The following is a 20044-nucleotide window of genomic DNA, read 5'->3' as shown; positions in this document are numbered from 1 at the left end:
CAGACGTGCAGCGCCCGGCCTCAGCTGATCCTGCGGCGGTAGGCGGCGATCGCGAAGGCGTAGGCGACAACGAGAATGCCGACGAGCCAGGCCAGAGCGATCCAGATGTCACTGCCGACCGGTTCCTGGGCGAGCAGGGCCCGGATGGTGTCCACGATGGAGGTCACGGGCTGGTTCTCGGCGAACCAGGCGACCGGGGCTGGCATTGAGTCGGTGGGCACGAACGCCGAGCTGATGAACGGCAGGAAGATCAGCGGGTAGCTGAACGCGCTGGCGCCGTCGACGGTCTTCGCCGAAAGTCCGGCGATGACGGCGATCCAGGTCAGTGCGAGGGTAAACAGGATCAGGATGCCGACGACGGCGAGCCAGCCGGCCACGGATGCCCCGGTGCGGAACCCCATGATCAGCCCGACGCCGATGACGATCGCCACCGAGACCAGGTTCGCGGCCAGGGAGGTGAGCACGTGCGCCCAGAGCACGCTCGACCTCGCGATCGGCATCGACTGGAAGCGTTCGAAGATGCCGCCCTGCATGTCGAGGAACAGCCGGTACGCGGTGTACGCGACGCCGGACGCGATCGTGATCAGCAGGATGCCGGGGAGCATGTAGTTGACGTATGACTCGTCGGATCCGGTGTTGATCGCGCCGCCGAACACGTACACGAACAGCAGCATCAGCGCGACCGGGGTGACCGCGGTGGTCATGATCGTGTCCGGGCTGCGGAGGATGTGGCGCAGCGAGCGGCCGGTCAGGACGCGGGTGTCGCCGAGGACGTGGGTGGTCATCGGGGTTCCTTTCGTGCCGGTACCGTGCCGACGTCGTGTCCGTCCCCGGCGGTGCCGGTCCCGGCGGTGTCGCTGACCAGGGCGAGGAAGACGTCCTCGAGGGAGGGCTGCTTCTCGACGTATTCGACCGTGGCGGGCGGGAGCAGTTGCTTGAGTTCGGCCAGGGTCCCGTTCTGGATGATCGTGCCCCTGTGCAGGATCGCGATGCGGTCGGCGAGCTGTTCGGCCTCGTCGAGGTGCTGCGTGGTGAGCAGCACCGTCGTGCCCTGACCGGCCAGTTGCTTGACCGTCTGCCACACCTCGAGGCGCGCCTGGGGGTCGAGCCCGGAAGTGGGTTCGTCGAGGAAGATGATCGGCGGGTTCCCGATCAGGCTCATGGCGATGTCTAGCCGGCGTCGCATGCCGCCCGAGTAGGTCGAGGCCTTGCGGTTCCCTGCTGCGGTGAGTGAGAAGCGGGTGAGCAGGCCATCGGCGATCGCGCCCGGGTTCTTCAGGTGGCGCAACTTGGCGACCAGCACGAGGTTCTCCCGACCGGTGAACACGTCGTCGACGGCGGCGAACTGTCCGGTCAGGCTGATCGACTCGCGCACTTTGCCGGGCTTCGCGGCGACGTCGAAGCCGTGGACCGTGGCGGTGCCCGCGTCAGCCTTCAGCAGCGTCGAGAGGATCCGCACCAGCGTGGTCTTGCCCGCACCGTTGGAGCCGAGCAGCGCGAAGATGCTCCCCGCCCGCACAGCAAAGTCGACGCCCCGCAGCACGTGCAGGTCCTTGAAGGACTTCTCGATGCCCTGCACCCGGATGGCGGGTTCGAAGGCCTGGTCTGTGGTCATGCGTCCGCCTATTTTCCGGTGTCGCCGGCGGCGGCGTCGATCGCCTTCATGAGGCGCTCGCGCTCCTTGTCGATCCACTGTTTGCCGGAGTAGGCCTGAGCGAATGTCTCGGCGAACTCGACCGGATCGTCGCCGACGATCGCCCGCACCGGCGTGCCGTCGGCGGCGGCGCGCTCCCAGAGGTCGGCGAAGTCGCCGAACATCGTGATGAGCGTGTCACCGTCGGAGACCGCTCCGTAGTACATGAAGTACCGCTGGAACGCCTTCGCGGCACTTTTGTACGGTTCGGGGAGGGCCTCGATGCGGGCCACGTACTGCCTGTACTGTTTCTTCTGCTCGAGCGACCCGGTGAGGGCCTCGATCCACTTTGCGGCCATGTTTAGTCTCCTTTTTCCTGCGGTGGCTCGATGTGGTGGCGGAGCTGTTCGATCCGTTCTTCGAGGAAGCTCCAGGATCTCCAGAACTCCTCGAGGTACTCGCCGCCCAGTGCGTTCAGCGAATAGACCTTGCGCGGCGGCCCCTTCTCGGAGGGGACCTTCACCACGTCCACGAGGCCGCGCTGTTCGATCCTGACCAGCAGCGCGTAGACGGTACCCTCGACGATGTCGGAGAAGCCCTGCTCGCGCAGCCGCGCTGTGATCTCGTAGCCGTAGGCCGGCTGCGCGGCCAGGATGGCGAGGATGATGCCCTCGAGCGTGCCCTTGAGCATTTCGGTCATCTGCTTGCCCATGGAACCCTCCCTAATACGCTACTCAGTGATGCTGACTACCACTAGATAGTAACACTGATTAGCGACTCTGCAAGAGGCAGGTGTGATGGTCAGGGCGCGGGGGTGCAGGCCGGGGGCTGTTCGGCGAACCGGAACCACTCGGGCAGCTCGGCCGTGTAGGCGCCGGCGACGGACGGCGTCCCCGCGGAGCGCCAGTCCACCACCGCTTTGACCTCGACCTCGTTTTTGTTCCACTCGAACCAGTTGATCATTTTCAGCTGGGGGTAATCTTCCGGGATGCTGGGGTCGAAGAGCTGGCGCCACCAGGCCTGCTTGAGGTCGAGTTCAGCGGCTCCCGCCTGGCCCGGGACGAACAGCGCCGCTGTTTCCGGGATGGCCACGGGCTTGTTCCGGCGCTTGCCGTAGTCCGCATAGAAATCCGGAACGGCGAGATCGTTGCCGCCGGCCCCGTTGTAGGAACCGGAGAGCTGCTGCAGGAACTTCCCGGGTTCGGGCACCACATTGGCGCCCCAGGGGTACGTGCTGCCCCAGTGGTAGAGCGACATTCCCACCCAGTCCACGGCGTCGTCGCCCGGATAGTAGGGGGCGTACGGGTCGTCGTTCCCGGTCAGCGCCCCGTCCTGGTCGGAGTCCAGTTCCCGGAAGGCCGCTGTTCCCGGGGCGGCCTGGTGCTGGCCGCCGGCGAAGGGGTAGCCTCCGCCGTAGTTCGGCGCCCACATCGTGGCGCTCCCCGGTGCCCGCCGGTGCAGCGACTCCGCCACACGCCGGAACGCGGCCCGGTACTCGGCCGGCTGCTGGCCCCATTCGTACCAGGAGCCGTTCATCTCGTGGGCGAACCTGACGATGACGGGCACGCCGGCCTTGTTGAATGCATCCAGGGTCAGGGCCAGGTCATCGGTGACCGCCTGCGTCACGGCCCCAAGCCCCGTCCGGGGTTCCAGCGTCAGGAGCAGCATTCCGCCGTTGGTCCGGACCTGCTGGTACGCGGCCAGCAGATTGGCCTGGTCGGCTTCGCCCAGCGGGAACGGCGCAAAGCTGACGGTCACCGCCGGCCTGCGCCCCAGGCCCGCGCTGAACTGGTCGAGCGTCTCGTGCTCCCAGTCCAGGTTGACGCCGGACAGAATGCCCGACGTCGGAGCCAGCTCGGTACCTGCCAGGGGCTTGCACTCGGCTGCTGACACGGCCTGCTGCGGCGACTTCGCGAGGCCTTGGCCGCAGGAGGTGAGTACTACAATGCTTATGGCCGCAGCGGCGCTGGACCAAAGGCGTCGGGAATTCATCGAACAAATGTACAAGCCGGCGCCCCGGGATCCGGGCCGGCCACGCCTGCAAGCCGCGCACCAGCCATTGCTTACGAAAATGCGCGGGCGTATCGTCGCGCCATGAGTACGAAATTCGGACCGGTCGGCGATGGGGTCGGCACCCTCATTCGGTTCGGCGATGCCTTCACCGCCCGAACCCTTCTGGACGCAGCGACAACTGGGGCAAGGTTGTCCATTGTCGAGCACTTGCTGGCCGTGCGCGAACTGGGCGCGCCCCTCCATATGCACAGCCGCGAGGACGAATACACGATCATCACCAAGGGTCGGGTTGGCTTCCTTCTCGGGGATGAGGTGTTTTACGCCGGCCCGGGGGAGCTGGTACTAAAGCCCCGGGATCAATGGCACACCTTTTGGAACGCCGGCAATGAACAGGCACGAATGCTGGAGATTATTTCTCCGGCAGGATTCGAAAAGTACTTTGAGGAGATCGGGCCCTTCTTTCCAGAAGGAGCCCCACCAGACCTTGAAGCGATGGCCGAAGCTAATGCCAGGTACGGCCTTCAGATGGACTTCGAGTCCATCCCGCAACTGATCGACCGCTTCGATTTGACCTCTCCATTGGAGATGGGTGCGCCCCCACCTGGACAGGGCGCATGATGAATCGCCCATTTCCAGGTGAGTAACTGGACAATGGCTCCCGCTCTCCGTAATCGAGAAGCCTCTTCCTGGCCGCAAAATCGCGGCCCCTGCTCCAACAGGCGGCCAAGACAACAACCAAACGTTGCACGCACCCCCTGAGATCGCCCGCCCGGAACGGATCCTGCTGCGAGTCACGTGGGCGGATTCAGGGCCCCGCCCGAACGCTGGATCGCCGCGGCGAAGACCGGCAGGGCGCGCTGGATCATGTCCTCCGAAGCGGTGAGGGAGATCCGGAAATACCCCGGGGTCTCGAAGAGGGTGCCCGGCAGCACGAACACGTCCTGGTCCGCGAGGGCGGCGGTGAACTGCTCGTCGTCGTCGGCCGGAGTGCGGACGAACAGGTAGAACGCCCCCTCCGGCCGCGTGACCTGGTACCCCAGTCCGGTCAGCGCCTCCACCATCAGGTCGCGTTTGCGCTGCAACTGCCCGACGTCGATCGAGAACTCGTCCAGCCGCGGCAGCGCATACTGCAGCAGGGCGTTGGGGTAGATCCAGCCCAGCGCCATCTGCAGGGCGGTGATCGCCTCCCGCAGCGGGCCGCGGTCCGGCATGGTCGGCGGCAACGCCAGATAGCCGATCCGCTGCCCGGGCGCCAGATGGGTCTTGCCGTACGAGTAGGCCAGGAGCGTGTACGGATAGTACTCGGCGGGGCTGTGGAACCGGGCGCCGTCGTAGACGATCCGGTTGTACGGCTCGTCCGAGAGCAGATAGACCCGCCGCCCGTTGCTGCGCGAGGCCCCCTCCAGCATGGCCGCCAGGTCCTTCAGCAGCGCGGGCGGGTAGATCCGGCCGGTCGGGTTGTTGGGCGTGTTGACGATCACCACCCGGGTCCGCGGCGTGATGGCCGCCCCCAAAGCCGCCAGGTCGACGTCGAACGTCTCGGCGTCGCAGCGGATCTTGACCGGCACCAGCCCGGCCTCGAGCACCAGCGGCTCGTAGAAGAACCAGGGCGGCAGGGTGAAGATGACCTCGTCGCCGGGGTCCGCGACGGCCTTCAGCGCCAGCGGAATCGCGGTGAAGCCGCCGGTGGTGAGGTGGATGTCCGCCGGTTCGAAGGGCATCCCCAGCAGCCGCTGCAGGGACGCCGCCGCCGCGGCCTGCGCCTCCGGCTCGTTGGTCTTGTAGGCAAACCACCGCTCATTCCGGGGCGTCAGCGCGTCCGCCAGGGCCTCGACGTAGGCGGCCTGCGGCATCTGGTGCGGGTTGCCCAGGGCCAGGTCGCAGATCCCCGGCACGTGCTGGCGCCGAGCGTAGACGGAGTCGCGGAGGAAGGTGTTGATCCGCTGCTGCGACGGGACGGACGCGAGGGTGGCGGCGCGCCGTGACACGCCTGGTGAAACACTCTGCGGAACCGGAGAATCAGTGCTCATGACAGTCCCTCGAGACGTGGCTGGACGTATGGACGGCTGGGCCCAGCGAGCTCCTGAGCCAGTGGCTGGGCGGGACTAATTCTGGCCCGCGGCGGGCCGGATGTAAACGGGTTCGCGCCGCCGGCGGCGGTGGTCCTTTCCGGGGCGGGTAACCGTGTGGTGACATACGAGTAGCGACTACTCGGGCGGAAACTAAGGGGGCTTAGTACGGTCGGGCGAGTGCGCCGGTGCATCCCAAAACCGGCCCTACGTGGGACGGCAGAAGTGCCGCCGTCAGGGTTCGCCCGTGACTGTTTGCTGCGCATGGTCTCCGCCCGGATGGGTGATGCGTTTCGACGTAAAAATGGAGGAGAAGCTCATGTTAGGAAAGACGTCCCGCCGGTTCGCCCCGGCCGCAGCCCTGTTTGCTGCCCTCGCACTCGCAGCACCGCAATCAGCCTTCGCCGCGGAGGAACCGCCGGTATACCCTGGCTGCGACGGCTTCGGGATAACAATTTCGGGCACTGGTGGAAACCAGGCGGTGAGGTTATTCCGGGATAAGAACGGTGTGGAATACACCATTATTGGCGGACACGGCACTGTCCTGACAGTCACCAACGCCGAAACGAAAAAATCAGTGACGTTTCCCACCAACGGATCAGTCACGAAGATTAAGAGCTACCCGAACGGAACAGCCGATTTCCAACTGACGGGGAAGAACTTGTTTGTTCTTTTCCCAACGGACAACCCTGGACCCTCCACCATCCTTTACACCGGGCGCGTCACGTTCAGCAACGATGCCAAGGGTGTTTCAACAGTCACGAGTACATCCGGTACGCAAAGAGACATCTGCGCGGAACTCGCAAAGCCAACCCGCTAATCCAAACTGAACAGAGAACCGCCCCGCATGCGTTGGCGTGCGGGGCCGTTTCAGGCTTGGCGTCTTGCGAGGTCTCGGTGCTCGTCACACGGGCCCCTGCCCCCGGTCACCGGTCAGCGGCGGGGTTCGCCCCGCCGTCGTGCGGCATGCCCGAACAGCCACACCCCGGCGACCGTGGCGAGGTAGCCCGCGATGACGATCAGCGCGGTCCCGGCCCAGAAGTAGTGCGTGCTGCTGCCCGCCAGGCCCGTGCCGGCGGCGACGCTGAGCAGCGAAAAGGCGGCCACGGCGGCCGCGGCGAGCCCCGCCAGCAGCGGCAGCGCCAGCCACAGCCGGGAGGAGGCCCAGTGCCGGCCGTAGCCCTCCCAGACGTTCCAGCGCGGGCCCTTGCGGATGATCAGCCAGCCCGCCGGGAGCATAAACACGGCCACAACGAGGAAGGCCGCGACGACGTCGGCGGGCCGGTGCCACTGGTTGATCAACGTGGACACCCCGGTGGCGACGGCGAAGCTGCCGCCCAGGAAACCGGCGAGCGGGCGCCAGCGCGGGGAGACCATCAGGAACACCGCCGCCGCGGCCGACGCCGCCAGGGTGGTGTGGCCGGAGGGCAGCGAGTTCAGCTCCAGGGTCTCGATCCCGCGGTAGGGCCGGTCGGGGACGATGTTCTTCAGGATCTGGGTGGCGATGTTGGCGCCCACGCAGGCCGCCACCGCGATCCCCGCCGCGGTCCAGCGCCGCTTCAGCACGGTGACGATCAGGACCACCACCGCGGAGATCAGCAGCGACAGCGCGGGCAGCGAGTCGAGGAGCTTGTTCGCGGCCTTGCCGGCGGTGCCGTGGATTTCGACCGCCTCCACGAGGGCCGATTCGTCGATGAACTGGCCCGTGGTGGTGCGGACGAAGAAGTAGTACGTCCCGACCAGCGCCGCCATGCTGACCAGGGTGGCGAGCAGGAACAGGAATCCGGTGCCCCGGCCCTGGCGGCCTTCGGGCGCGCGGGCCGGCGGCTGCGGGTACTCCGGAGCCGGCTGCATGGTGGGGTGTTCCTGCCGAAAAATCATCGATCTCAGGTTCCCACAGAAGCCTGCGAACTTTCTGGGGGCGCCCCGCGGCCGGCGCGGGTAGTGTTTTGGCCATGGACACCGCGGCGCATCATCCGGACCCAGCCTTCCCCCGCTTCCATCCGCGGCCCGCGCAAGGCTGGATCAACGATCCCAACGGCCTGAGCCACGCGGACGGCCGCTACCACGTGTTCTTCCAGCACAACCCGGACTCCGCGCGGCACGAGGGCATCTGCTGGGGGCACCTGAGTTCCCCCGACCTGGTCCACTGGGTCGAGGAACCGGTGGCGCTCCGGCCCCAGTCCGGCGGGCCGGACGCGCTGGGCTGCTGGTCCGGGGTGGTGGCCGACGACGGCGGCGTCCCCACCGCCGTGTATTCCGGCGTCGATACGGTGGGCGGCCACTCCCGCGTGGTCCTGGCCGGGGCCGACGCGGCCCTGCGCACCTGGACCCAGGACGGGCACGTCGCCGCGGAGGTCCCCCCGGACCCGCAGGTCACCGCCGTGCGCGACCCGTTCCTGTTCACTTTCCAGGGCCGCCGTTTCGCCCTGCAGGGCGCCGGGCTCGCCTCCGGCCACGCCGCGGTGCTGCTGTACAGCGTCGAGGACCTCCGCCGCTGGCGGTACGAGGGGATCTGGTTCAGCGCGGAGGACCCGCTCGCGGCCCGGCACCTGCCCGCGGAGATCTGGGAGTGCCCGCAGCTGGTCCAGGTCCCGGACTCCTCCGGCGCCGAGACCTGGGTGCTGATGGCCTCGCTCTGGCTCGGGTCGGACGAGCACGACCACGCCAACGGCGTCGGCTACCTCCTGGGCGCGCTGGCGGCGAATGTCAGCGGGCTGCCGGTGTTCACCCCGGCGTCGGGCGGGAAAGCCGACCTGGGGCGGGAGTTCTACGCCCCGCAGCTCCTCGCGCTGCCGGACCGGGCGCTGCTCTGGGCCTGGTCCGGTGAGGCGGAGGACAGCGAGGGCCGTCCCGGGCGCAGCCAGGCGGAGATTGACGACGCCGGCTGGGCCGGGATCCTGACGTTCCCGCGCCAGCTGTCCGTGCACGGCGGAGTCCTCGCCGTCGAGCCCGCCCCCGAACTCCGCGCCTACCGCGGCTATCGGCTGCGCCACGGCGCCGCGGGCACGTTCGCTGTTCCGCCGCAGTCCGAGATCCGGGTGGCCGGGGGAGAGGGCACACTCCGGCTGGTCCTCGTCGCCGCGGGGCAGCGGCGGACCGTGTTCGCCGACACCGTGGCCGGGGGCGATGAGCTGCGGATCTTCCTCGACGCCTCGATCGTGGAGGTCTACCGCCACGGCTCGGTGCCGACCACCCTGCGCGCCTACCCGGGCCCGGGCGAGCAGTGGCAGCTCGAGCTGCCGCACGGCGCCGCGGCGGACGTCTGGGAACTCCGGCACCCGGAGCGGCCGGACATGTCCCTCTAGAGAACGGCCTTATGTGCTTTAAGGACCTCTTCGCCGACCTCGGACGACGCTTTCTGTTCCCCGCGCCGACGTGCGCAAACGGGCAGCTGTCTGGGGGTCCTGCAGCTGTAATATCATCGGGCGTGCACCATCGCTCAAGATGCGACTGTCGCCCTACCGGACGTCGGCGAAAAGGCAGACCACCATGACAGCGGGTTCGATCATCGAGTACATCGACCGGTACGACGGTGATGTACGGCATCGGCTGCTGACCGTGTACGAACTGATCCGGTCGGCCGTGCCCGATCAAGCGGTGGAATCGATCAGTTGGCGTATGCCGACCTTCAAACTCGGCACCGAGCCGCTGTTCTTCTTCACCGGAACAAAGCGTCACATCGGGTTCTATCCGACTTCAGACGCGATCGCGCATTTCTCGACAGAGCTGGCCGCATATGGAACCACCGAGCACGCTATCCAGCTGCGCCATGATGCCCCGCTCCCGACCGAGCTCATCCGCGAGATAATCGCGTGGCGGCTACAGCAGTTGCCTTCAGACAGGGTTTGAGTCAGTCGCCTCGGCGCACCGCACCGTTCCGCCGCCGGCTTGGATGAGTGACTCGTCCCATACGACCATCCCCTTGCGGGCTGCGAGGTGACAAATAGCTCTAGTGGACGATTCTCATCTCGTGCGAGGTCTGATTGAGTCGCCGTCCGCCGTCGGGAACAACCGTCACAATGTCCTCGATCCGTACGCCGAACCTGCCCGGCAGGTAGATTCCGGGTTCGATCGAGAAGCACATGCCGGGGTGGAGGATCTGGGTTTCGCCCTCGACCATGTAGGGCGGCTCGTGAGTCGTCAGTCCGATTCCGTGCCCGACGCGGTGAATGAAGTAGTCGCCGTAGCCGGCTTCAGTGATCACCGCCCGGGACACGCGATCGATCTCCTGGCATTCGACGCCTGGCCGCACGGCCTCGAACCCGGCCTGCTGTGCGTGCCTGGCGACGTCGTGAACCTCGCGCTCCTCGGCGGTGGGTTCGCCGACGTGCACGGTCCGCGACGTGTCTGATCCGTAGCCGTGCTTGAGGCCGCCGAAGTCGAGCACCACCATGTCTCCGTCCTCGATGATCCGCGGGCCGATCTCGTGGTGAGGGTTGGCTCCATTCGGACCCGAACCGACGACGGTGAAGTCCACCTGCGAATGACCGAACTGGCGAAGCAGGTCGGCGAGATCAGAGCCGACGTCGGTCTCGCTGCGCCCAGCGAACCGCACGGTGACGATCTCCTCGTACGCCTGGTCCGCGGCCGCGCCGGCCGCCGCCAGCCGCTCGATCTCGTTGTCATCCTTGATCGCCCGAAGCATCGGCAGGGCGGTCGTCATCGAGACGTAGGACGCCTTGGGCAGTCGATCCTGCAGGCCGAGGAGGTGCATGGCCCAAGCCGAGTCAGAGACGGCATAACGTCCGGTGCCGGCCATCAGCGCCGCAGATTCCGTGTAGGGGTCGCTCCCGTCGGTCCAGTCGGTGATCCGCAGAACCGAAGCGCCGGCGGCCGCTTCCGCGTCGGGCTACTCGAGCCTCTCGAGCCTCGGAACGATCATGGCGGGCTCCGCGTCGACGGGGATCACGAGCATGGTGATGCGTTCAGTGATGGCCACGGGAGCATACCCGGTGAGGTACAGCAGGTCCGGTCCGGGAGTGACCAGGATGCCGTCGAGCCCGGCATCCTGGGCTGCTCGCGGTGCGTGCCTCATCTGGGAAATGCTCGACGGGTCCGGCTCCGGGTGCTGCTGGGACCATGATGGATGGGTCGTATTCCCCCGCGGGGCACCTCCCTTGAGTGGAGTGTGAGCACGTCACAGGCGGCGGGACGCGGGCCCCGGTATGAAAGGATGATCCGGTGACTTCCCCTGCCCCCGCCCCGCTCCGCAGCTCACGCGGCCGCCGTTACGCGGGGCTGGTTGCTCTGGTGCTGCCGTTGGTGATCGGGATGGCGGCGTGTTCGGCGCCCGCACCCACGGTTACCCTCAGCCCGGCTGCTGCAACCGGCTCGACCGACAGCTCGCCGGCAGCGGGCGGGCCGGCAACGGAGGTCGCCTCCCCGGAGGTGACCGGGGCGGCCCCGGCCGCTCCGTCCGCCGTTTCCACTGCGGTCGCGGCGGCGCTCCAGGCGCTGGTGGCTTCCGCACCCCAACCCAGCACGGCGCAGGTCCGCGAGAGCCTGTCCGCGGCGGGGTTCGCCCCGGCCGCCGTCGAGGTCTCCGCGTCCCGCACCCCCACCGGACTGGCCGCGGACGCCGTCGAGGTCGGAGTGCTGGGCGAGAACGAATGTGTCATGGCGCAGCTCCGGTCCGGAACTGTGGCAACGTCAGTCTTGCCGGTTCTTCCGAACGGGCGATGCTTCATTGGCAGCGTCCAGCGGTAATTAACAGGAGTGGCATGTCGAACGTACTGAACCGCCGCGCCGCCGACGCGCGGGAAACCCGCCGCCCCCGCCGCGGGCGCTCGCTGATGGCTGTCCAGGTGGTCGGCGAACTGCTGATCACCCTCGGCGTGATCGCCTGCCTCTTCGTCGCCTGGCAGCTGTGGTGGACCAACGTTGAAGCGGACGCCGCCCAGGGGGCTGCCGTGAAGCAGTTCGTCCAGGAGCACCAGGCGCCCATTCCTGATGCGTCCGCCGCCGATTCCTCCGCCCCCGTCCCGGCGGCCCCTGCGGACCCCGCGGACACGCCGGTCGGCACGGCGCCGGCCCACGGGGCGGCCATCGGGGTCATCTACATTCCCCGCTTCGGAGCCGACTACAGCCGCCCGATCATCGAGGGCACCAGCAGCGACGTCATCGACACCCTGGGCCTGGGCCGCTACGCGGGCACGGCGATGCCCGGCGCCGTCGGGAACTTCGTCATGGCCGGCCACCGCCAGACCCACGGCGCGGTCCTCGACAACATCCACACCCTCGTGCCCGGGGACAAAATCTACGTCCAGACCGCCGACGGCTTCTACACCTACGTCTTCCGGAACCAGGAGATCGTCCTGCCGGACCGGACCGACGTGATCCTGCCGGTGCCGACCCAACCCGGGGCGGTGCCGGAGCAGCGGCTCCTGACCCTGACCAGCTGCAATCCGCTTTTTGGGTCCGAGGAGCGCATCATCGCCTACTCGGTCTTCGAATCCTGGCAGCCGCTCGCCGCCGGGGCCCCGGCACCGATCGCCCAACAGCTCGCCGCACTGCAGGGGAAAGGCTAGACCATGTACCTTTGGCTTTTTCAGCACCTTCCCGGGCCTCTCTGGCTGCGGATCCTGCTCTCAGCCGCTCTCCTTGCGGGGGCGCTGTTCCTGCTGGTCGAGTTTGTCTTCCCCTGGCTGGCCGACCTCACCAACCTGACCGACGCGACGGTGGGCTGACCGGTGCAGGTCCCCGAACTGGAGGAGCTCCTCGCCGGCGCGCACGTGGTGAGCCTGCCGATGCGCGTGAAGTTCCGCGGCATCCTCCAGCGCGAGGCCCTGCTGCTGGACGGCCCGCTGGGCTGGGGCGAGTTCTGCCCTTTCCCGGAGTACGGCGACCCGGAAGCTTCCCGCTGGCTCGCCGCCGCGATCGAGGCCGGCTGGCAGGGCTTCCCGGCGCCGCTCCGTGGCGTGATTCCGGTCAACGCCACGGTCCCCGCCGTCGCCGCGGACCGGGTCCCGGAGATCCTGGCCCGCTTCGGCCGGGTGGACGCCGTCAAAATCAAGGTCGCCGAGCCAGGGCAGAGCCTCGAGGACGACGCCGCCCGGGTCGCCGCGGTCCGCGCTGCGCTCCCGGACGCCGCGATCCGGGTGGACGCGAACGGCGGCTGGGACGTCCCGACCGCCGTCGCGGCACTGACCCGGCTGGCCGCCGTCGGGCTCGAATACGCCGAACAGCCGGTGCCGGACATCGCCGGCCTCGCCGAGGTACGCCGCCGGCTGCGCGCCGCCGGTGTCCCGGTACTGATCGCCGCAGACGAAAGCGTGCGCAAGGAGGACGACCCGCTCAAGGTGGCCCGTGCCGGCGCCGCGGACCTGATCGTCGTGAAGGTGGCACCGCTCGGGGGAGTGCGGCGCGCCCTGGACATCGTGACGCAGGCCGGGCTCCCCGCCGTCGTCAGCTCCGCGCTGGACACCTCCGTGGGGATCCGCGCCGGACTGGCGCTCGCCGCCGCGCTGCCGGAACTGCCCTACGCCTGCGGGCTGGGGACCGTGTCGCTGCTCGCCGCCGACGTCACCCGGGACTCGCTGGTGCCCGACGACGGCGCCATCCGGGTCCGCGACGTGACCGCTGATCCGGGGCTGCTGGCGGAACATGCGGCCGCGCCGGAGCGCCGGGAGTGGTGGCTGGAGCGCCTGCGCCGGGTCCACGCGGTGCTGTCCACCGGCCGGTGACGTCCGGGGTTGCGAGTAAAGTAGATGCGGACGCGGCGATGTTGCCGCCGGAAATAGCTTTAGAACGGAAGATTCGTCATGACCACCCCGGTACCCCAGCAAATTGACGAGCTGGCAAAGGCCAAGCCTGCGGAGGGCCAGAACGCGACCCACCAGGCCGGGCTGCTCCGCATTGTCCAGGGCCTGCGGCGCGTGGACACGGGGACCTACGCGCTCCGCATCCGGCTGTCCGAGAAGCTGGGAATCGGCACGATCGACATCAACGCGATGGCGTTTGTGGGCGAGGTGGACGGCCTCACCCCCAAGGACCTGGGCAAGACGCTGAACATCACCACCGGCTCGGTCACCGCCATGGTGGACCGCCTGGAGGCCAAGGGCTTTATGGTGCGCAAGCCCAACCCCACGGACCGGCGCAGCGTGCTGCTGCACCTGAGCCCGGAGGGGACCGAGGCGATGCAGTGGGCCAACGACCACTTCGCCGCGGCCGCCGGGGCCCTGCTCCAGGCCTCCTCCGAGGAGAACATCATCGACATCGCCGAATTCCTCGAGGGCATCGGCCAGCGGCTGATGGCCGCCGCCAGCGCCCCGGAAGAGAACTAACTCTTCCCCCGGACGCTCTCTCAGGTCCGGCGGGTTGCGGGGCGACGCTCTCTCAGGTCCGGCGGGTTGCGGGGCGACGCTCTCTCAGGTCCGGCGGGTTGCGGGGCGACGCCCGGAGTTCACCCGGACTTCATGTGAGAGACGGCTCCGCGTAGGCCGCGGCTGGAACGGTGGGGAGGCACCCCAATCCACCCGTGGAAGGTCTCTCCATGTCTGTTTCCTCCGGACGCAAGTTCTCCCTGCTCCCCATGCTCGGCCACACCAAAGGCAAGCGCAGCGCCGTCACCTGCGCGCTGAAATGCGACAACGCCTGCACCGGCGAGGTCTGCAACACCAGCTCGAACAGCTACTTCCGCGACATCGCCTCCGCGACCATGTCCCGCCGCGCCGCCCTGGGCTTCGGTGCCGCCGGTGCCCTCGCCGTCGCGTTCGGCGGTGCCCTGGCCACGCCCGAGGCCGCAGTGGCCGGCGGTCCCGGCCTGTCCCCGGCAGCCAGGAACGGCTACGGTGCCTCCAAGCTCCGGTTCACCGCGATCGCCCCGGTGGATGCCGCCGTCGACGCCGTCACCGTCCCGGCAGGCTTCACCTGGCGGCCCGTGATCCGCTGGGGTGACCCGATCTTCGACGACGCCCCGGACTTCGACCTCGGCAACCAGACGGCGGCCGCCCAGGCGCGGCAGTTCGGCTACAACAACGACTACACCGACATCCTCGAGATCCCCGGCAGCAAGGGCCGCCGCGCGGTGCTCTTCGCGAACCACGAATACACCAACGAGACGATCATGTTCCCGGCCTCGATGCCCGCCGCCGACGTGCGGGCGGTCGGCGCCGCCGCGCACGGGCTCTCCGTGGTGGAACTCGAGCGCAAGAACAAGAACCATCCCTGGTCCTACGTCAAGGGCGCCGGGCTGAACCGCCGCTACCTGAACGACACGGCCTACGAGCTCACCGGACCGGTGGCCGGCTCGCCGCTGGTCCGCACTGCCGCGGATCCGGCCGGCCGCACCGTCCGCGGCACGCTGGGCAACTGCGCCGGCGGCACCACGCCCTGGGGCACCATCCTCTCCGGCGAGGAGAACTTCAACGGGTACTTCGTCGCGCCCGGCACCTCGGCCGAGGACAAGCGCTACGGGCTCACGTCCTCCGCCACGGCGCGCAAGTGGGAACTCGACGACCCGCGCTTCGACACCCGCAATCCCGGCTTCGCCAACGAAGCCAACCGCTTCGGCTGGATCGTGGAGGTCGACCCGTTCGATCCGACGTCGACGCCGAAGAAGCACTCCTCGCTGGGCCGCTTCAAGCACGAGGGGGCCAACGTGATCGTGGCCGAGTCCGGGCACGTGGTGGCTTACTCCGGCGACGACGAGCGCTTCGACTACCTCTACAAGTTCGTCTCCGCCGGCAAGTACGTTGAGGGGGACCGGAAGCACAACATGACCCTGCTCTCCGCCGGCGACCTCTACGTGGCCCGATTCACCGGCAGCTCCCCGGCCCTCGAGATCACCGGCACGGGCACGGTCCCGTCCGACGGCGGCTTCGACGGCACCGGCGAATGGCTGCCCCTCGTGGTCAGCGGGAAGTCCTCTGTGCCCGGGATGTCCGTCGAGGAAGTGCTGGTCTACACCCGCCTGGCCGCGGACAAGGTGGGCCCGACCAAGATGGACCGCTGCGAGGACGTCGAGCCCAGCCTGCACACCGGCAAGGTCTACGTCGCCTGCACCAACAACTCGGACCGCGGCAAGGCCGGCAAGGAAGGCGCCACCGAGGTCAACCCGCGCAACGCCAACCGCGACGGCCACATCGTGGAGATCACCGAGACCGGCGACCAGACCTCCACGGCGTTCACCTGGAACCTGCTGATGGTCTGCGGCGATCCCTCCACCGGGGATGTGACCTACTTCTCCGGCTTCCCGGCGGACCAGGTCTCGCCCATCTCCTGCCCGGACAACCTCGCGTTCGACTCGGTCGGGAACCTCTGGATCTCCACCGACGGCGCCCCCTCCGGCATCGGCAAGGCGGACGGGCTGTTCAAGGTCACCCTCGACGGCGCCGAGCGCGGCCGCGTGGAGCAGTTCCTCGCCGTCCCGCGCGACGGCGAAACCTGCGGGCCGATCATCCGCGACGAGGAACGCACCGTGTTCGTCTCCGTGCAGCACCCGGGCGAGGACGGCAGCTTCGACGCGCAGCTGTCCTTTTTCCCGGACTATGTCCCAGCAGGCACGACGCCGGCCCGGGGCCAGGTCCGCGCCCCCCGCCCCTCGGTGGTCCAGGTTTTCCGCGCCGACTCCTAACCCGTTTCCGGACGCTCTCTCACGTCTGGCGGCTTTCGGGGCGACGCTCTCTCACGTTCCGCCGCTTTCGGGCGGACGCTCTCTCACGTTCGGCGGTCCGACGGCGGGACGTGCGGGAGCGTCCGCCGTTAGACGGTCAGACGTGCGGGAGCGTCTGTTGTTTGGAAGCCGGAGGTGAACGAGCGCCGGGGTGCGGGGGAACTGATAATTTGAACAGTGTGAATAATCCGGCCGAAATGGTTGTCCCCAGAGTCCAGGCAGCAATTGCCAGCGCGTTCGGCGAAGAGTACGGCGAGACCGATCCCGTGGTCCGGCCCTCGCAGTTTGCGGATATCCAGGTCAACGCCGCCATGGCACTGGCCAAGAAGGTCGGCATGGCGCCGCGGGACGCCGCCGCCCGGATCGTCGAGGCCTTGGAACTGGACGGGATCTGCACCTCGGTCGAGATCTCCGGACCCGGCTTCATCAACCTCACCTTCGACGGGACCTGGATCGAGGAGCTGCTCAACGCCGAGTCTCCCGGCGCCCCGGCCATGCCGGCGGCGGAAGCTCAGCGCGTCGTCGTCGACTACTCCTCCCCGAACGTCGCGAAGGAAATGCACGTCGGGCACCTGCGCACCACGGTGGTGGGCGACAGCCTGGTGAAGGTCTTCGAAGCGCTGGGCGACACCGTCATCCGGCAGAACCACATCGGCGACTGGGGCACCCCGTTCGGCATGCTGATCGAGCACTGGCTGGAGATCGGCGAGGACTCCCCGGAGGCGGCGCTGCTGGTCGATGACCCCAGCGCGTTCTACCAGGCGGCCCGGGCCAAGTTCGATGCCTCCGCCACCGACGAGGACGGCTTCGCCGTCCGCGCGCGGCAACGGGTGGTGGCGCTGCAGGGCGGCGACGAGGAGACCTTCGCCGTCTGGCAGCGGCTTGTGGCGCAGTCCAAACGCTACTTCAACGCCATCTACGCGATGCTGGGCATCAGCCTCACCGACGACCACATCGCCGGCGAAAGCTCCTACGATGCCCATCTGGCACAGCTGTGCCAAGAACTCGAGGAGCGCGGCATCGCCCGGATCAGCGACGGCGCCCTGTGCACCTTCCCGGCCGGCTTCACCGGACGCGACGGCGAGCCGATGCCGCTCATCATCCGCAAGTCCGACGGCGGCTACGGCTACGGCACCACGGACCTCGCCACCATCCGCTACCGGGTCCGCGAGCTCGAGGCCAACCGCGTCCTATACGTCGTGGGCGCGCCGCAGAACATGCACCTGCGCATGGTCATGGCCACGGCCCGCGACGCCGGGTGGCTGCCGGACACAGTGGAGGCCGTGCACGTGCAGATCGGCAACGTGCTGGGGGAGGACGGGAAGATCCTGAAGTCCCGCTCCGGGGCCCCGGTCAAGCTGATGGCCCTGCTGGAGGAGGCCGTGGACCGCGCCCGCGCCGTCATCGACGCCAGCCGGCCCGAACTCACCGCGGAAGAGCGCGCCGTGACGGCCCGGCAGGTGGGCATCGGCGCCGTCAAGTACGCCGACCTCTCCGTGGGGCACGACACCGAGTACGTCTTCGACTTCGACCGGATGCTGGCCCTCAGCGGCAACACCGGGCCCTACGTGCAGTACGCCGCCGCCCGGATCCGCTCGATCCTGCGCAAGGCCGGTGTGCTGGAGCGGTACACCGCGCTGGACTTTGCCGGGATCGACGGCGGCACGCCGGCGACGCCGATCGCCGTCGTCGAACCCGCCGAACGCGCCCTGGCCCTGCACCTGCTCGAGTACGGCGCGACGCTGTACAAGGTCCGCGAGGCGCTGGAGCCGCACCGGCTGTGCACGTACCTGTTCGAACTCGCGCAGCTGTTCACGGCCTTCTATGATCAGTGCCCGGTGCTGAAGTCCGAGGACTCGGTCCGGGAATCGCGGCTCGCCCTGTGCGCCCTGGTGCTGCGCCGGCTGTCCGAGGGCCTGGACCTGCTCGGCATCGAGACGCCGGAGAACATGTGAGTTCGGAGGAGCTGAGCGCGCTGGATGCCGCGCGGATCGCCGTCGCGGCCCTGCTGCTCGAGGGGGTCCGCTACGTGGTGGTGGCGCCGGGCTCGCGCTCCGCGCCGATGGCGTACGCGCTGGCCGAGGCCGACGCCGCCGGACGGGTCGAGCTGCTGGTCCGGATCGATGAGCGCGACGCCGGCTTCACCGCCTTGGGTCTGGCCCTGGCCACGGGGGCGCCCGCGGCCGTGCTCACCACCTCCGGGACTGCCGTCGGCAATCTGCTGCCGGCGGTGATGGAGGCCAACCACGCCGCTGTCCCGCTCGTGGTGATCTCGGCCGACCGGCCCGAGGAACTCCGCGGGACCGGCGCCAACCAGACCACGGCGCAGCTGGACCTGTTCGGTGAGCATGTCCGTTTCGCCGCGGATGTGCCCGCCGGTAGCGACCCGCAGCGCGCCGTCGAGACCGCGCTCAGCGCCGCGACCGGGGCCTTCGAGGACACCCCGCCCGGGCCCGTCCAGCTCAACCTGGCCTTCCGCGACCCGCTCGTCCCCGCGCCCGGCGACCGGTTGCCGCCCGAGTCCGGCCGCCGCGTGTACCGCGCGCCCCGCGGCCCGCTGGCCCTCGATTTCCCGCCCGCCTCGGCCGGGCTGCCGGAACGGCGGACCGTGGTGCTGGCAGGGCACGACGCCGGCCCGGTCGCCGAAGCGTTCGCCCGCGCCCACGGCCTGCCGCTGCTGGCGGAGCCGTCCTCCAACGCGCGGTTCGGGTCCAACGCGGTGGGACCGTACCGGATTGTCCTGGATGCGTTCGGGCCGGACTCCGCGCAGCCGATCGAGCGCGTGGTGCTCTTCGGCCGGCCCACCCTCTCCCGGCCGGTCAGCGCCCTGCTGGCCCGCGCCGACGTCCCCTCGGCGCTGTATCAGCCGGTTCCCGTGGCCTGGTACGAGCCCGGCCGCCGCACCGAACTCCCGCTCGACAACCTGGCCGACCTGGCCGACTTCGCCGGCCGCGGCTCCACGGCGTGGCTGGATGCCTGGCTCCTGGCCGGCGCCGCCGCGCAGCACGCCGTCGACGTCGCCCTGGCCGGCTCCGCTGCCGCGACCGGGCCTGCCGTCGGCGCCCTGGTCTGGGAACACACCCGCGGGCAGCTGGTGCTTGGTTCCTCCAACGGCATCCGCGACGTCGACCTCGCCGGCGCGCCCGCCCCCGAGCCGGCCGCCGTCGTCTTCGCCAACCGCGGCCTCTCCGGCATTGACGGGACCCTCGCCACCGCCACCGGCATCGCCCTGGCCGGCCGGCAGGAGACTACGGTGCTGCTGGGCGACGTCACCTTCCTGCACGACGCCGGCGGGCTGCTGCTCGGCGCCGGGGAAGCGGAGCCCGACCTGCGCATCGTGGTCCTCAACGACGCCGGCGGGGCCATCTTCGGGCTGCTGGAGCACGGCGTCGTCGAGGCCGCGGGCCGCTACGGCACCGCCGTCGAACGCCTCTTCGGCACCCCGCACAGCGTGGACCTTGGGGCACTCGCGGCCGCGTACGGCGTCGCGCACCGCTCGGTCCGCACGACGGCGGAGCTCGCCGCGGCGCTGGCGGAGCCGTGGGAGGGCCGCAGCATCATCGAAGTCCACACGGACCGGCGCGGACTGCGGGAGCTGCACGTCCGGATCAGGGCCGCCGTGGGCGCCGCAGTGGCCGGAGTCCTCGCCGCGCAGTAGCCCGGGGCGATTCCGCTGCGGTTTCGGACGAGGGCGGCGCGGATCCGCGGCGCGTC

General features: G+C 69.0%; 21 protein-coding genes. 12 read left to right on the top strand and 9 right to left on the bottom strand.

Annotated elements, in window-relative coordinates; translation table 11 throughout:
• Positions 1-20 precede the first annotated feature (20 nt).
• From ACZYZ5_RS03365 to ACZYZ5_RS03345, 5 genes are all read right to left on the bottom strand, one after another.
• Complete coding sequence (locus tag ACZYZ5_RS03365) at positions 21-785, bottom strand: ABC transporter permease (protein ID WP_463899157.1); 765 nt, start codon at positions 783-785, stop codon at positions 21-23.
• On the bottom strand, positions 782-1615 hold the full coding sequence (locus ACZYZ5_RS03360) for an ABC transporter ATP-binding protein (protein ID WP_463899155.1): 834 nt from the start codon (positions 1613-1615) through the stop codon (positions 782-784). The genes ACZYZ5_RS03365 and ACZYZ5_RS03360 overlap by 4 nt, the downstream gene beginning before the upstream one ends.
• 8 nt (positions 1616-1623) lie before the next feature.
• A complete protein-coding gene (locus tag ACZYZ5_RS03355) occupies positions 1624-1992 on the bottom strand; it encodes a DUF1048 domain-containing protein (RefSeq protein ID WP_463899153.1) in 369 nt (122 codons plus the stop codon).
• A 2-nt stretch (positions 1993-1994) separates the two neighbouring features.
• Positions 1995-2345, bottom strand: a complete 351-nt coding sequence (locus tag ACZYZ5_RS03350) for a PadR family transcriptional regulator (protein ID WP_463899151.1) — start codon at positions 2343-2345, stop codon at positions 1995-1997.
• Between the two features lie 89 nt (positions 2346-2434).
• On the bottom strand, positions 2435-3625 hold the full coding sequence (locus tag ACZYZ5_RS03345; RefSeq protein WP_463899149.1) for a glycoside hydrolase family 26 protein: 1191 nt from the start codon (positions 3623-3625) through the stop codon (positions 2435-2437).
• Positions 3626-3727: 102 nt separating this feature from the next.
• On the opposite strand from ACZYZ5_RS03345, the gene ACZYZ5_RS03340 reads away from it, so the two are divergent.
• Positions 3728-4264, top strand: coding sequence for a cupin domain-containing protein (locus tag ACZYZ5_RS03340; RefSeq protein WP_463899147.1), 537 nt, complete (start codon positions 3728-3730; stop codon positions 4262-4264).
• Positions 4265-4437: 173 nt separating this feature from the next.
• On the opposite strand, the gene ACZYZ5_RS03335 is transcribed toward ACZYZ5_RS03340, so the two are convergent.
• Positions 4438-5676: an aminotransferase class I/II-fold pyridoxal phosphate-dependent enzyme gene (locus ACZYZ5_RS03335; protein WP_463899145.1), complete on the bottom strand. Its 1239-nt coding sequence runs from the start codon at positions 5674-5676 to the stop codon at positions 4438-4440.
• Positions 5677-6001: 325 nt separating this feature from the next.
• On the opposite strand from ACZYZ5_RS03335, the gene ACZYZ5_RS03330 reads away from it, so the two are divergent.
• The gene (locus tag ACZYZ5_RS03330; RefSeq protein WP_463899143.1) at positions 6002-6535 is read left to right on the top strand and encodes a hypothetical protein; all 534 of its coding nucleotides are present in this window, start codon (positions 6002-6004) and stop codon (positions 6533-6535) included.
• A gap of 113 nt (positions 6536-6648) precedes the next feature.
• Here the strand turns inward: ACZYZ5_RS03330 and ACZYZ5_RS03325 are convergent, their stop codons facing one another.
• Positions 6649-7596 (bottom strand): phosphatase PAP2 family protein, encoded by a 948-nt coding sequence (locus ACZYZ5_RS03325; protein ID WP_463899141.1) that lies wholly within the window; start codon positions 7594-7596, stop codon positions 6649-6651.
• Positions 7597-7670: 74 nt separating this feature from the next.
• Here ACZYZ5_RS03325 and ACZYZ5_RS03320 point away from each other — a divergent pair, with 74 nt between their 5' ends.
• Both ACZYZ5_RS03320 and ACZYZ5_RS03315 read left to right on the top strand, forming a co-directional pair.
• Positions 7671-9023, top strand: coding sequence for a glycoside hydrolase family 32 protein (locus ACZYZ5_RS03320; RefSeq protein ID WP_463899139.1), 1353 nt, complete (start codon positions 7671-7673; stop codon positions 9021-9023).
• Positions 9024-9207: 184 nt separating this feature from the next.
• Positions 9208-9567 (top strand): iron chaperone, encoded by a 360-nt coding sequence (locus ACZYZ5_RS03315; protein WP_463899137.1) that lies wholly within the window; start codon positions 9208-9210, stop codon positions 9565-9567.
• 100 nt (positions 9568-9667) lie between these two features.
• On the opposite strand, the gene ACZYZ5_RS03310 is transcribed toward ACZYZ5_RS03315, so the two are convergent.
• Together ACZYZ5_RS03310 and ACZYZ5_RS03305 are read right to left on the bottom strand one after the other, a co-directional pair.
• Positions 9668-10432: a M24 family metallopeptidase gene (locus ACZYZ5_RS03310; protein ID WP_463899135.1), complete on the bottom strand. Its 765-nt coding sequence runs from the start codon at positions 10430-10432 to the stop codon at positions 9668-9670.
• 135 nt (positions 10433-10567) lie between these two features.
• Entirely contained in the window at positions 10568-10753 is a 186-nt protein-coding gene (locus tag ACZYZ5_RS03305; protein WP_463899133.1) for an aminopeptidase P family N-terminal domain-containing protein, read from the bottom strand.
• A 236-nt stretch (positions 10754-10989) separates the two neighbouring features.
• On the opposite strand from ACZYZ5_RS03305, the gene ACZYZ5_RS03300 reads away from it, so the two are divergent.
• The 8 genes from ACZYZ5_RS03300 to menD all read left to right on the top strand — a co-directional run bounded on the left by ACZYZ5_RS03300 (position 10990) and on the right by menD (position 19988).
• Entirely contained in the window at positions 10990-11424 is a 435-nt protein-coding gene (locus ACZYZ5_RS03300) for a DUF6993 domain-containing protein (protein WP_463899237.1), read from the top strand.
• Positions 11425-11438: 14 nt separating this feature from the next.
• The gene (locus ACZYZ5_RS03295; protein ID WP_463899131.1) at positions 11439-12245 is read left to right on the top strand and encodes a class E sortase; all 807 of its coding nucleotides are present in this window, start codon (positions 11439-11441) and stop codon (positions 12243-12245) included.
• A gap of 3 nt (positions 12246-12248) precedes the next feature.
• Positions 12249-12404: a hypothetical protein gene (locus tag ACZYZ5_RS03290; RefSeq protein WP_463899129.1), complete on the top strand. Its 156-nt coding sequence runs from the start codon at positions 12249-12251 to the stop codon at positions 12402-12404.
• A gap of 3 nt (positions 12405-12407) precedes the next feature.
• Positions 12408-13400, top strand: coding sequence for an o-succinylbenzoate synthase (locus ACZYZ5_RS03285; protein ID WP_463899127.1), 993 nt, complete (start codon positions 12408-12410; stop codon positions 13398-13400).
• Positions 13401-13478: 78 nt separating this feature from the next.
• Entirely contained in the window at positions 13479-14000 is a 522-nt protein-coding gene (locus ACZYZ5_RS03280) for a MarR family winged helix-turn-helix transcriptional regulator (RefSeq protein ID WP_463899125.1), read from the top strand.
• 209 nt (positions 14001-14209) lie between these two features.
• Complete coding sequence (locus ACZYZ5_RS03275) at positions 14210-16291, top strand: PhoX family protein (RefSeq protein WP_463899123.1); 2082 nt, start codon at positions 14210-14212, stop codon at positions 16289-16291.
• 236 nt (positions 16292-16527) lie between these two features.
• A complete protein-coding gene (gene argS / locus ACZYZ5_RS03270; protein WP_463899121.1) occupies positions 16528-18285 on the top strand; it encodes an arginine--tRNA ligase in 1758 nt (585 codons plus the stop codon).
• Entirely contained in the window at positions 18282-19988 is a 1707-nt protein-coding gene (menD, locus tag ACZYZ5_RS03265) for a 2-succinyl-5-enolpyruvyl-6-hydroxy-3-cyclohexene-1-carboxylic-acid synthase (RefSeq protein ID WP_463899119.1), read from the top strand. Before argS ends, menD begins: the two co-directional genes overlap by 4 nt.
• The last annotated feature ends 56 nt before the right edge of the window (positions 19989-20044 follow it).

It is taken from the genome of Pseudarthrobacter ribosi, from assembly GCF_055412865.1.
This window is presented reverse-complemented; position numbering and strand designations above follow the sequence as displayed.